Source organism: Maritalea mobilis (assembly GCF_019800885.1).
GTDB classification, from domain to species: domain Bacteria; phylum Pseudomonadota; class Alphaproteobacteria; order Rhodobacterales; family Rhodobacteraceae; genus Roseibacterium; species Roseibacterium beibuensis.
In genome coordinates this window covers 613,751-626,530 of record NZ_JAHVKE010000002.1, presented here as the reverse complement: position 1 = coordinate 626,530, position 12,780 = coordinate 613,751, and the positions used below count along the sequence as shown (strand labels likewise).

10 protein-coding genes and 1 tRNA gene are annotated in these 12,780 nt (G+C 65.9%); 3 read left to right on the top strand and 8 right to left on the bottom strand.

What is annotated here, in order from left to right; all coding sequences use genetic code 11:
• Nucleotides 1-27 precede the first annotated feature (27 nt).
• Complete coding sequence (locus KUV65_RS11920) at nucleotides 28-1,461, bottom strand: FAD-linked oxidase C-terminal domain-containing protein (protein WP_222191272.1); 1,434 nt, start codon at nucleotides 1,459-1,461, stop codon at nucleotides 28-30.
• A gap of 137 nt (nucleotides 1,462-1,598) precedes the next feature.
• On the opposite strand from KUV65_RS11920, the gene KUV65_RS11915 reads away from it, so the two are divergent.
• Nucleotides 1,599-2,009, top strand: coding sequence for a CopD family protein (locus tag KUV65_RS11915; RefSeq protein WP_222190895.1), 411 nt, complete (start codon nucleotides 1,599-1,601; stop codon nucleotides 2,007-2,009).
• A gap of 36 nt (nucleotides 2,010-2,045) precedes the next feature.
• Nucleotides 2,046-2,483 (top strand): hypothetical protein, encoded by a 438-nt coding sequence (locus tag KUV65_RS11910; protein ID WP_222190894.1) that lies wholly within the window; start codon nucleotides 2,046-2,048, stop codon nucleotides 2,481-2,483.
• On the opposite strand, the gene KUV65_RS11905 is transcribed toward KUV65_RS11910, so the two are convergent.
• The 4 genes from KUV65_RS11905 to KUV65_RS11890 form a co-directional block, all read right to left on the bottom strand.
• On the bottom strand, nucleotides 2,407-4,479 hold the full coding sequence (locus tag KUV65_RS11905) for a hypothetical protein (RefSeq protein ID WP_222190892.1): 2,073 nt from the start codon (nucleotides 4,477-4,479) through the stop codon (nucleotides 2,407-2,409). The genes KUV65_RS11910 and KUV65_RS11905 overlap by 77 nt on opposite strands.
• A gap of 2 nt (nucleotides 4,480-4,481) precedes the next feature.
• A complete protein-coding gene (locus KUV65_RS11900) occupies nucleotides 4,482-7,241 on the bottom strand; it encodes a DUF4159 domain-containing protein (RefSeq protein ID WP_222190890.1) in 2,760 nt (919 codons plus the stop codon).
• 103 nt (nucleotides 7,242-7,344) lie between these two features.
• Nucleotides 7,345-8,238, bottom strand: coding sequence for a DUF58 domain-containing protein (locus tag KUV65_RS11895; RefSeq protein WP_222190888.1), 894 nt, complete (start codon nucleotides 8,236-8,238; stop codon nucleotides 7,345-7,347).
• The gene (locus KUV65_RS11890; protein WP_222190886.1) at nucleotides 8,235-9,257 is read right to left on the bottom strand and encodes an AAA family ATPase; all 1,023 of its coding nucleotides are present in this window, start codon (nucleotides 9,255-9,257) and stop codon (nucleotides 8,235-8,237) included. The genes KUV65_RS11895 and KUV65_RS11890 overlap by 4 nt, the downstream gene beginning before the upstream one ends.
• A gap of 61 nt (nucleotides 9,258-9,318) precedes the next feature.
• Here KUV65_RS11890 and KUV65_RS11885 point away from each other — a divergent pair, with 61 nt between their 5' ends.
• Nucleotides 9,319-9,969 (top strand): DUF1285 domain-containing protein, encoded by a 651-nt coding sequence (locus KUV65_RS11885; RefSeq protein WP_222190884.1) that lies wholly within the window; start codon nucleotides 9,319-9,321, stop codon nucleotides 9,967-9,969.
• Between the two features lie 67 nt (nucleotides 9,970-10,036).
• On the opposite strand, the gene KUV65_RS11880 is transcribed toward KUV65_RS11885, so the two are convergent.
• From KUV65_RS11880 to KUV65_RS18205, 3 genes are all read right to left on the bottom strand, one after another.
• Nucleotides 10,037-10,864, bottom strand: a complete 828-nt coding sequence (locus tag KUV65_RS11880; protein ID WP_222190882.1) for a cobalamin B12-binding domain-containing protein — start codon at nucleotides 10,862-10,864, stop codon at nucleotides 10,037-10,039.
• Between the two features lie 374 nt (nucleotides 10,865-11,238).
• A tRNA-Arg gene (locus KUV65_RS11875) sits at nucleotides 11,239-11,315 on the bottom strand.
• A gap of 72 nt (nucleotides 11,316-11,387) precedes the next feature.
• Nucleotides 11,388-12,779: a sensor histidine kinase gene (locus tag KUV65_RS18205; RefSeq protein ID WP_222190880.1), complete on the bottom strand. Its 1,392-nt coding sequence runs from the start codon at nucleotides 12,777-12,779 to the stop codon at nucleotides 11,388-11,390.
• Nucleotide 12,780: the final 1 nt, after the last annotated feature.

Here is a 12,780-nt window from a genome sequence, read left to right as displayed (position 1 = left end):
ACAGCCCCCTCGCACGGGTCGCCGCCGTCAGGCGGCGAAACCCCTGCGTTCGGCAGAGACCGACAGCGGGAACACCTTGGCCGGGTTCAGCAACCACTTGGCGTCGAAAACGTCCTTCACCCGCATCTGCACCTCGAGGTCATCGGGCGCGAACTGGGTCGTCATCAGGTCACGCTTCTCGATCCCCACGCCATGCTCGCCGGTCAGGCAGCCGCCCACCTCGACACAGAGCTTCAGGATCTCGGCGCCGAAGGCTTCGCAGGTTTCCAGGTCGCCCGGCTTGTTCGCGTCGAACAGGATCAGCGGGTGCATGTTGCCGTCGCCCGCATGGAACACGTTGGCCACGTCCAGCCCGAATTCCTCGGACATCTCGCCGATCCGCTTCAGGACGTAGGGCAGAGACGACACCGGGATGGTCCCGTCAAGGCACATGTAATCGTTGATATTACCCATCGCACCGAAGGCCGATTTCCGGCCCAGCCAGATGCGCGCCGCCTCGTCCGCCGATTGCGCCTCGCGCAACTCAACCGGGTTGTGACGCCGCGCGATCTGCGTGATGACGCCAAGCTGCTCGGCGATCTCGGCCTCGGATCCTTCGACCTCGACGATCAGCAGCGCCTCGCAATCGGGATAGCCCGCCTTGGCGAATGCCTCGGTCGCGCGGATGCAGGGCCGGTCCATGAACTCGATGGCCACCGGCAGCACGCCCGCCTTGATGATGTCGCTGACGCATTCGCCCGCGACCTCGTTGCTGTCATAGCCGATCAGCACAGGCCGGGCGCCCTCGGGCTTGCGCAGGATGCGCAGCGTCGCCTCGGTCACGACGCCCAACTGCCCCTCAGAGCCACAGATCAGCCCCAGCAGATCGTAGCCCGCCGCGTCCAGATGCGCGCCCCCGATCTCGAGGATCTCGCCCTCCATCGTGACCATGGTCACGCCCAAAAGGTTATTCGTCGTCACGCCGTATTTCAGGCAATGCGCCCCGCCGGAATTCATCGCAATGTTGCCCGCGATCGCGCAGGCCAACTGGCTGGAGGGGTCGGGCGCGTAGAAGAAGTCTTCCTGCTCCACCGCACCGGTCACGCTCAAGTTGGTGCGGCCCGATTGAACGCGGATGAAGCGGTTGTCGTAATCGACCTCCAGCACGCGGTTCATGCGGGCCACGCCCAGGATCACGCTATCAGCCGTGGGCAGCGCCCCCCCGGCCAGCGAGGTCCCTGCCCCACGGGGCACAACGGGCACGCCTTCCCCGTGGCAGATCTTCAGAACGGCGGCCACTTCCTCGGTCGTAGAGGGCAGAACCGCCGCGAGGGGTGGGCATTTGTAGGCCGTCAGCGCGTCGCATTCATAGGCGCGCGTCTCGACATCGTCATGGATGACCGCTGTCTTCGGCAAAACTGTTTGCAATCTCTGCACGATCCGGTCCTTGCGGGACAGGATGTCGGTATCGGGTGCAGGCATCTCCATGGGCGGTCCTCCTCCGTGTCGCCTAGGAATTGGTAAAGAAATATAACCAATAACGCCTCAAGGCAACGAAAATCACCCTGGGACATTCTCGCATCTTGCAGATCGGGCCGCCCGGCGTCACTGGTGACGGCATGGAATGGATCAAAGTTCTGCATTTGTTGTGCGTTCTCGGGTGGATGACCGGCATCTTCGCGGTGCCGCGCGCCCTGATTTACTGGAAACGCGAGTATGCGAAGCTGGGTGAGTTCGGGCCCACGGGCGACCTGACAATACGCATCTACCGCTTTTCGCTCGGCCTTGGCGTCATCGCGATTCTGTCGGGCCTCTACCTGTTCTGGTGGTGGGGCTTTCCGACCTGGGCCTGGGTGAAACTGGGGCTCGTGACGGCGCTGGCGGTGCATTACGGCTGGACCGGGCGGTTGGTGCTGCGCGCGCGCCGGGGTGAATTCGACGAAAGCGATTTCTACCTGCGTGTTTTCAACGAGATCAGCGTTCTGGCCGTGATCGTCGTGCTCTACCTCGTGGTGTTCAAGCCGTTTTGATCCGGGCGGCTGAGGGCGACGTGCTAGGGTTCGCCCATGTTCCGCGCCTTTATGCTCAGCCTCGTCCTCTCTGCAACGGCCGCAAAGGCTGACCCTGCCGCAATCATCGATGTCATGGCCGAGCGCGGCGAAACCGGCTGGCGCTTCGCGGTCACGCTGCGCCATGGCGACACGGGTTGGGATGATTACGCCGATGGCTGGCGGATCGAGACCCTCGCGGGTGAGGTTCTAGGCACCCGCGAGTTGCTCCACCCGCATGTCGAGGAACAGCCCTTCACACGATCCCTGTCGGGCGTCGCGATCCCGGCGGAGGTGACCGAGGTCATGATCCGCGCCCGCACGACGGTCGAAGGATGGGACAGGGCCAGTTTTGGCCCGGTCCTTTTGGATGGACCCGCTACTGACGCCCTTCGCGCAGCCACCCCGCCAGCATCAGGCCCGCCGCGATCAGCAGGAAGAGCCATGCAGAGATAAGCGGCGTGACCGTGATATCCGTCGTCAAGTAAGCCTCGCGGGTTGTCAGCCCGATCCACCCCCGGCCCGAGGCGTTGCGCCCCTCGGAGACCCGGCGCAGGTCGGGCAGACCGTCTTCAAGCCGCAGGATACCGCCGGACAGGGGCGTGACCACCTCGGTCAGGCGATCGCCTGAGGCAATGGTCTCTTCGAATTCGCGCGGGGCCGCGGGGCCAAGCGCGATGACCGTGTCCAGAAGGCCGTCGGTCAGGCGATAGAGCCCCTGCTCAGCCCCCTCGATCTCGGCGGTGAATCGGCCCGGAGCAGTTTCCTCCAGCACCACGACCTCTTCGCTGCCATCGGGCGCCGTCACGATCACCTCGCCCACCGCGTTGGCGAGGGTCCGCCGCGTGATGGTGATGGTCTGACCGTCGGCCTCGGCCACCAGCGCCTCTTCCTCGAGGTCAGGCTCGCCCATCATCCAGTGGGCCAGCCGGCGCAGCAGTTCCAGCTGTGGACCGCCCCCCTCGTAGCCGCGATCCCAGAGCCAGGCATTGTCCGAGGCAAGCTCGGCCACGCGGCCTTCGCCGACGCGGTCCAGCATCAGAAGCGGCGCGCCCTCGGCCCCGATCATCACCGTCTGTCCACCACGTTCCTGCAACTCGATCTGGCGGAACCAACGCCCCCAAGGCGCCTCGCTATCGGGCAGCGGCGTGTGCTCGGCCTCCAGCCCCGCTGTCACCGGATGACGCTGCCCCAGCTCGGAAATCTCAGGCAGGAACGGGGCAGAGATCACGCGTGCCGTCGGCTCGCCCGGCAGGATATCGGCCAGAGGCGTTCGGTAGAGGGAGGCCGCAGAGGCAAAGTCCGGCCCCGCCGCCAGCAGGAGCGCCCCGCCGTCTTCGACGTAGCGCCGGATATTGTCGATATAGAGCATCGGCAGGATGCCGCGCCGCTGGTAGCGGTCGAAGATGATCAGGTCGAACTCGTCCACCGCCTCCATGAACAGCTCCCGCGTGGGGAAGGCGATCAGCGAGAGTTCCGATACCGGAACACCGTCCTGCTTGTCGGGCGGGCGCAGAATGGTGAAATGAACAAGGTCCACAGCCGGGTCCGACTTCAGGAGATTGCGCCACGTCCGCTGGCCGGGATGCGGCTCGCCCGAAACCAGCAGGACGCGCAGCCGGTCGCGGATGCCGTTGATTTGCACCACGGCGGCGTTGTTGCGGTCCGTCAACTCGCCCTCGGCCTCGGGCACCGTGAACTGCACGACGTTTTGCCCGGCATGGTCCAGCGTCAGGGGCAGTTCCAGCGTTTCACCAACCGGCACCAGGTAGCTTTGCGGTTCACCGCCATCGATGGCGATCTCGATCTCGGAGCGGCCGGCAAGCTCGGCAGGCACCGCGCCCTGATCCTCGATCCGCAGGCGCAGGGTGAATTCCTCGTCGATGATGGCGAAGGCCGGGGCCGTTTCGATGACGAGGCGCCGGTCCCAATCCCCTTCGCGCCCCGTCAGCAGGGCGTGGATCGGGGCGGGCATGTCGGGCACCAAATCGGCATCGTGGAGCTGCCCATCCGTCAGCAGGATGGCCCCGGCGATGCGCGCGCGCGGCTCCTCTGCCATCATGCGGCTGAGTTCGGCCATCAGAAGCGTGCCGGCATTGTCCGCGGCATCCCCCACGGATGAGACGCGCAGTTCCATCCCCAGACCGGCCACTTCGCGTTCCAGCCCCTCAAGCGCCTCGGCGGTCTGGGTTTCGCGGTCCGACAGGCGCTGGCTTGCCGATTGGTCGATCACGACCAGCACGATGTCAGAGAGCGGTTCGCGGTCTTCCGATTGCAGCGACGGGTTGAGAAGCGCCGCCAGCAGCGCCGCCCCGGCCAGCAGGCGATAGGGCCAGCCGGAAAGCCCCCGCCAGACGGACAGGGCCACGACCAACAGCACCGCCCCCCCGAGCGCATAAAGCACCGGCATCGGCAAAAGCGGGTCGATCAGGACTTGGCGTGCGAAATCCATGCTTACTGCCCCAACCGGTCAAGAAGTGCGGGCACATGCACCTGGTCGGATTTGTAGTTGCCCGACAGCACATGCATCACGAGGTTCACACCGAAGCGGTAGGCAATCTCGCGCTGGCGATCGCCCGTCATGCCCCGCCCGACCGGGAACATGGGACGGCCCATGTCATTCACCGCCCAGGCCGCGGCCCAATCGTTGCCGCCGATCAGCACCGGCGTCACGCCATCGTTGAGGTTGCGAAACGGCATGCCCTCTATCTGTTCGGCATCGGGCGGCGCGGCCTCGACCCAGACATCGGGGCTCGTGTGGCGGCCCGGGAAATGCTGAAGCAGGTAGAAGGTGCGCGTCAGAACATGATCCTCGGGGATCGGCTCCAGCGGCGGAATATCTAGCGGCGCGGCCAGCGCACGCAGATGCCGCCCCTCGGGCGTGCCCGACCCGAAGCCGCCGATATGCGCGTCGCGCGTGTCGAAGACGATCATTCCGCCCCCGCGCAGGTAGTCGTTCAGCCGTCGGTAGGCCTCGGGCGAGGGAAGCGGCTGATCGACCGATACCGGCCAGTAGAGCATCGGGAAAAAGGTCAGCACATCGCTTTCCAGGTCGACCCCCATGGGCGCGGCCGGTTCCACCGAGGTGCGTTGCCACAACACGTTCGAAAGGCCCGTAAGGCCCGCGCGACTGACCTCGTCCAATTCGGCATCCCCTGTCAGGACATAGGCGAGGGTGACTTCGGACGTCGCCAGAAGCGCCAACTCGTCCTCGATGGACAGGTCCTGCGCCTGCGCGTCAGGGGCCAGCAGAAGGCAGGCCGCTACGATGGCCGCGCCGCGCGACAGGCCCGATAGCCGCCCCGCCAGCCAAAGGGCGGCGATCGCGTCGATCAGGAGAAGGATCAACGCCCCTGTCAGGAACGCCGCCATCAGGTCGGTCGGGGCAATCATCGTCATCCCCTCGACCGGGATGCGCGCGGGCCATGAGGCAGCACGCAGCGTCATGCCGTCGGTGATGACGTTGCGCGCGATCCGGCGCTCTCCGTCAGAATAAAGCCCCGGCAGAAGGTTGGCGGTCAGAGGCGCATCAGCGAGGTCCTCTCCGGCCACGCCGGGCCGGGTCCCTGCATCGCGCAGGATGCCGAAGCCATCGAGCACCTCTTCCGGCACCCAGGTCGTGCCTTCGAGGTCCGCCGCATCCGGCACCGCGGGGCGGGTGGACACCGCCAAACGCTCCAGCATCTGCACGAACAGGCCGGACAGCGGCAAGGTCGACCATTCCGCATTCGCTGTGACGTGGAACAGGACCACGCTGCCCTGCCCCAGTGCGGCGCGCGTGACCAGCGGCGTACCATCCGAGAGCGAGGCAATGGTGCGCTCCGACAGGGTCGGATCGGGCTGTGCCATGACCTGCGAAGAGACGCGCACATCCTCGGGGATGGTCAGGCCGTAAAAGGGCGAGGTTTCGTCGAACGGCCGCAACGCCTTGGGCTCCCCCCACGACATCGCGCCGCCAACGGTGCGCCCCCCCGCACGCAATCGCACGGGCATCAGCGGCCCGACTTCCTCCCGCGCGAGGTCCGAGGCCGCGATCCGCGGTCCGGCAAAGCGCAGGAGCAAGCCGCCGTTCTCGACCCAGGCGATCAGGGCCTCTTCCACATCCGCCGAGATCGTTGCGACATCCGCAAGGATCATGACATCGGGGCTGGCCAGCAGCATGTCCGACAAAGTGCCTTCCATCAGGTCCGCCGTCGGGGCGAGGGCTTGGCGCAGGTAGTGCAAGGGCGACAGGAGCGCTTGCCCCTCGTCCTCGCCACCTGCCGCGATCAGGGCGACCTCGCGGCGTTGCAGACCGTCATCGGCCAGGGCCACGGCCCCGGCCGAACGTTCGCCCGCCACTTCGAACCGCGTGATGCGGTTGCGCAATTCCGGCGGCAGGTCGAACACCGCGTCGGTCTCCATCGCACCGCCCTCGAACGTGACCGTCTCGCGTGCCAGGTCACGGGGGATGCCCGCGGGGTCGAGGCCATGGGCGACCACCGTCACATCGCGCGGGCCCGTGCCGCCCTGCCGCATCAGGGGCGTGCGGATCGTGCCATCCTCGAACCGGGCGGGGGCCAGCGCCACCACGTCCCGAGCGCCTTGAAATACCGACACCGGGCCGAGGTCTTCGAAAGCGTCCAGCAGGTCATCGCGCCCGGCATGGTCCAGCCCGTCCGAGAACCAGAGCATCTCCAGCCCCGCATCCAGGTTTGCAGCCCAGTCTGCCGCCGCTTGGAAATCCGGGACGTAGGGGGCCGGCTCCAGGGAGGCCATGCGCGCGGTCCAGCTTGCCGCGGATTGCAGGGGCAGGTCCCCGGCCGGAAGGTCGGTGAGTTGGACAAGCGCCACCGTGCGTCCCGCGCGCCCGGCCTCTTCCAAGGCAAGGCGAGCGCGATCCAGCCGGGCCGGCCAATCGCGGGCGGACGCCCAGGAACTGTCCATGACGAGAAGGAGTGGTCCGTCTCCGGCGCGGTCCTGCTGTGGGTTCAGCACAGGCCCCGCGAAACCGATGATCGCGGCAGCCACGGCCAGCATCCGCAACAGGAGCAGCCACCACGGCGTCTTGTCCGTCTGGCTTTCGTCGTCTTTCAGACCCAGCAGAAGCGCGACCCCGGGAAAGCGCCGCCGGATTGGTGCGGGCGGCACGGCGCGCAAGAGCCACCACAGGACCGGCAAAGCGATCAGCGCCGTCAAAAGCAGCGGCGTGGTGAAGGCCAGCGACCCGATCATGCGCGCACACCCCTGCCCGACGCGAGGCACGTTTTTCTCGAGAAAAACGGCACGATTTCCTCAAGGAAATCGCCCCGGAAAACTCGAGTTTTCCGCCCCCCGCTCATGCCCGCACCTTTTCCAGTGCGCGGTAGAGCCATAGCAGCGTGGGTTCGGCGGGCTGGTCCGTGTGATGGATCGTGAAGCGCCAACCGGTGCGCCGCGTCGCGCGGTCCAGCCGGTCCTTACGCTCGGCCAGTCGCCCAAGATACTCCTCGCGCAGTGATTTCGCCTTGAGCGTCTCGAACCGGATCGCGCCGGACATGGATTCGAACACCGTGCGCCCGCCGTAGGGAAAGGCCTCTTCATCCGGGTCGAGGACCTGCACCAAGGCGCCCTTCACGCCGCGATCCGCCGCGCGGCCCAGAACCTCTTCAATCGGGGCCGGATCGCCGAGGAAATCGGAAAAGAACACCGCCCGGCTGCCCATCGGCATCACCCTGGGGCGCGGCACGCCGTAATCCCCGGCCTCGTGCCCATCCATCAGGGCCTGCGCCATCCTCATCAACTGGCCACGCCCGCCGCGGGGCGGCTCGTTCAGATGGGTCAGGCCAACCCGCTCGCCGCCATGCACGGCCAGAATGCCGACCGCCATGGCCAGTGTCTGCGCGCGGCGCAGCTTGGAGGGGCGCGACTTCGCCCCCGTGAAGGTCATCGAGGCCGCATCGTCGACACCCAGCATCACCGATTGCGCCGCCTGCCATTCCGTCTGACGCAGGAAATGCCCATCCGACCTGGCCGAGCGGCGCCAATCAATGGACCGCATCGCATCGCCCGCTTCGGCCGGACGGTATTGCCAGAACTCGTCGCCCGTGCCCGCCCGCTTGCGGCCATGCGTTCCCAGAAGGACCGTCGCCGCCAGATGCTGCGCATCGGCCATGAGCGCCGGCAAGGTGCCTGCCAGCGCCTCGGAGCGTGATCGCAGCGTGTCCGGCGTATGCAGGGCGGATTGGCTCAAGCCGCGGCCTCGACATGGGTGACGCGCGCCGTGACCTCGTCGATGACTTGCTCCAGCACGCGACCCTCGGCCCGCGCGGCGAAACTCAGCGCCATGCGGTGCGACAGAACCGGACGGGCCAGGGCCGCCACGTCGTCGACCGAGGGGGCAAGCCGTCCGTCCAAGACGGCACGCGCGCGCGCCGTCAGCATCAGGGCCTGTGCCGCCCGCGGCCCGGGGCCCCAAGCGACCGAGGATTTCACCACGTCGGGCGCTTCCTCGCTTTCGGGGCGACAGGCGCGCACCAGGTCGAGGATGGCCTCGACCACGGCCTCGCCCACGGGCATCTGGCGCACCAGTTTCTGCGCCGCGATCAGCGACGGGCCATCGAAGACTTGGTGGGCGGTCGCCTGCTCGGTGCCCGTTGTCGCGATAAGAATGCCGCGCTCCGTCTCGCGATCCGGGTAATCGACGTCGATCTTCACCAGGAACCGGTCAAGCTGCGCTTCGGGAAGGGGGTAGGTCCCCTCTTGCTCGATCGGGTTTTGCGTGGCGAGAACGTGGAACGGCGCGGGCAGCGGGCGATGCTCCCCGGCGATGGTCACTTCGCGCTCCTGCATTGCCTGGAGCAGCGCCGACTGCGTCCGAGGGCTGGCGCGGTTGATCTCGTCGGCCATCAGAAGCTGGCAGAAGATCGGCCCCTCGATGAAGCGGAAGGACCGGGTGCCGTCGGCGGCCGTTTCAAGCACTTCGGATCCGAGGATGTCGGCGGGCATCAGGTCTGGCGTGAACTGAATGCGGTTCTCGCTCAGGCCCATCACCGTCGACAGCGTATCGACCAACAGCGTTTTCCCGAGCCCCGGCAAACCCATCAGCAGCGCGTGACCGCCCGACAGCATCGCGGCCAGCGACAGGTCGACCACCTGCTCCTGCCCGATGATGCGGGTCGCGATGGACGTCTTGGCCTCGGCCAACCGCTGCCCCAACGCCTCGATCTCGGCCACGAGGGTTTCTGGCGACGAAGTGGGGGTGTCGACCATGGCAAAGCTCCGCGCAATGAATATGTAGCTACAGGTAACAGACCTATTCCGCCGATCACAAATGGCAAAAGCCGGAAGGGGACAAATCATCGTGACCCGCCAGAGCGACCAATCCGCCACTGCGACGACCGACACCGCCGCCAAGCCCGGCCCCGACAGCCTGATCGCCGCTGCGAAACAGGCGCAGAGGGACGGCAAGCTTCCGCCCGTCGATCAATGGGATCCACCGTTTTGCGGCGATCTCGACATGGAGATCAAACGCGACGGAACGTGGTTCTACGAGGGCACGCCGATCGGGCGCAAACCGCTGGTGCGGCTGTTCTCGACCATCCTCAAGCGCGAGGGGGACGCCTATTTCCTGGTCACGCCTGTCGAGAAAGTGGGCATCCAGGTCGAGGACGCGCCCTTCGTCGCCGTCGATTTCGAGGCCGCGGGCGAGGGCCCGGCGCAGGTCATCACCTTCAAGACCAATGTCGGAGACACCGTGATCGCGGGCCGCGAAAATGCGATCCGCGTGGTCCGTGACGCAAATGGCGAGCCCTCGCCCTATGTGCACGTTCGCGCCGGCCTTGAGGCCCTGATCGACCGCAAGAGCTTTTATCGCCTCGTCGATCTGGGAGAGGCGCACGAGGTCGAGGGCGAAGACTGGTTCGGTGTCTGGTCGACAGGCGAATTCTTCAAGATCATTCCCGTAGCCGAGCTCGATCTTTGAAAATCCCCGCCACGCTCCTGGTCCGATGCGGTCAGGAGTCTGCGCATGAGGTTGCGGGGGCAGCGCGCTAGGACGTGACGCGCCCTTCGATCCGCTGCAAGGCGGCCTCGGCCTCCTGGAACGACGCGACATAGCCATCGACCGTCGGCACTCCGGCCAATTCGCTCGGCTTCGTCACGATTTGTCCCGCCAATATCAGGTGGGCCGCCGGACGAACCCTGCGCAGGTCCTCGATCAACCGGATCAGCGCCGGGCGCGAATGCAGGCCCGAGCATGACAGGCCGATCACCCCGCGATCATCGCGCGTCAGACGGTCGATGAGTTCTTCGTGGCTCATGCCCACAAGCAGGCTGACATCCCATCCATTTCGGCGAAACAGGTCCGCGGCCATCATCACGCCAAGGGTATGCTCTTCACCGGGCACGGCGCAGAACACCGCGCCGCGCGACGGGTGATGCGTCACCCGCTTCCGCGGAGGGGGCAACTGGCGCATGATCGACTGGATACGCGCGCTCGCCATGGTGACCTCGGTGAAGGGCAGCGTATCCGATTCCCACATTTCGCCAAGGCGTCGGGCGGCGGCCGCAAGGTGATCGACGCAGATGTCTTCGACCGAGACCCCTGCCGCGATCAAATCGTTCACGATCGCCTCCGCCGACTCGTCATCGACATCGCACAGCGCGCAAACCAATGCGGCCGTCAGGGGGGAGCCAAGTGCGCGCTGGACCTCTTCGGATATCTCGCTGATCTCCTTGTCGCGGCAGATCCGTTTCATGGCGCAGGCCACCAACGCGGATACTGCATCTTCCCCCGGCATCGGCTTGGCCGTTGACCGAAGATCAGGTTTGCCGGCCCGTTGCACCGGGTCGAAACGGTCGTTCGAATGTAGCGTCACGGTCTGATCTCTCTGCGTGTGCGCGGCGCCGGGTTCCTGTCCGTGCGACCGCGCGCTGTCCTCCGAATTCAAGAGCAGCCTAATGCAGACAAAGTGTCAATCAATATTGACAGTGTGATTTTTTCTTTACACTCGGAAATTCCCACAGCCGGACACCGCCTATATCTTTGATTTAGATCAATCATTTCTGTGGAGACGCTTTGAAAAATCTTGTCCGACACACCCCGAATCGCGCGCCATGCCGCCGCTGACGGTGGAGGTGCTCGCACAAAAGTCGCGCAAGGGTTGTTGCCCGCGCACAATCCGCGATCAAAAGCGCCGGAGGAAGATGCCCGCCTCGGTTATCGGCAGCGCTCAGTCTTTATGAGGGGAAGTGGCGCACCGGGGAGGATTCGAACCCCCGACCCCTTGATTCGTAGTCAAGTACTCTATCCAACTGAGCTACCGGTGCGTAGGGGCGGCATTTAACCCCCGGCGCCGGGGGTTGCAAGGGCGAATTCTCGGGGATTTCGCTTTCGCTAGGTCAAGGCAGCGCTGCGACCTTGGCGGGCAGGGAGATGGAAAAGACCGTTCCCTCCGGCCCGGTCTCGGACAGTTCAAGCCGACCACCATGGCCGCGGATGATCTCGGCCGCGATGGCGAGGCCAAGGCCCGACCCGCCTTTGCGCGCGCCTCCGTGGAACGGCTTGAAGAGGTGGTCCAACGCCTTTTTCGGCAGACCCGGCCCGGTATCGGCCACGCGGATGCGCCAACCGTCGTCGGTTTCCATGCCTTGGATGCTGATCTCGCCCGGCTCGCCCTTGGCCGCGATGGCCTGCCGGGCGTTGCGGACGAGGTTGGACAGAACGCGGTGCAACTGCTCGGGATCGGCACGCACGACAAGACCCGCCGGCACGTCGCAGCCGTAGCTGACAAGCCCGTCCGAGTCGGTCAGGCGTTCGTTCTCGATCACGTCCTCGGCCAGGTGCGACAGGGAAAAGCGTTCCAGTTTGGGGGGCGGCTCCTCGGCGCGGCCAAAGGCCAGTGTCGCCTCGGTCAGGTTCACGGCCCGGGTGAGAGAGGCCACCAGCTTGGGCGTCGTGCGCTGCACCGCGGGGTCGGCGGACCCGTCCAGCCGGTCGGCCATCAGCGTCGCGGTGGTCAGGATATTGCGCAAGTCATGGCTGATCTTGGCCACCGCTTCGCCCAGTTGCGCCAGTCGCTCCCGTTGGCGCAGCGCGCCGGTCAACTGCGTCTGGAGGGTCTGGAGGGTTTCCTCTGCCTCGCGCAATTCGCGCACGCTGGCCCCCGGCTCGATGATGCGCGACGCATCTTCCGGCGCTTCGGCGTAGCGCGTCATCGCGTGGACCACCCGTTTGATCGGCGTCACCAGAAGACGCCGCACCGCGATGAACAAAAGCGCCGCCGTGAAGATCGAGATCATCGCCGACAAAAGCAGAATGCGCAGGCCGTAATCCAGCATCTCGGCCCGCAGCGGCCCGGTATACATGGTGACCTCGATCAACAGGCCCGCTTCGCGCACCGGTTCACCGATGACGCGGATCGTCTCGTCCTGCGGGCGAAACAGCCGCCGCATCGCATCGCGGATCAGCATGGCGGCGGGCGGGTCGCGCAGGTCGAAGGAAAAACTGACCGGCGGGATATTGTCCGAGGACAGGATCAACTGACGCGCTTCGTCGCGCCTGAGCACCACGTTCAGAACGCCCGCGTTCTCCAGCAACTCGGCCTCGAGCTCGTCGTCGATCATGCCGTCGGTCGCCAGAAGCGCCAGCGATGCGATCTGCGCCCGTTCCAGACGCGCAAGGATATAGTCCTCACGGAACCGCGCGATGGAGGGCACGAAAATGAACACCTCGGCCAGCATCACGAAGATGATGGTCAGGATAAGAAAACGCCCTGAAAGCGAATTGGCCACG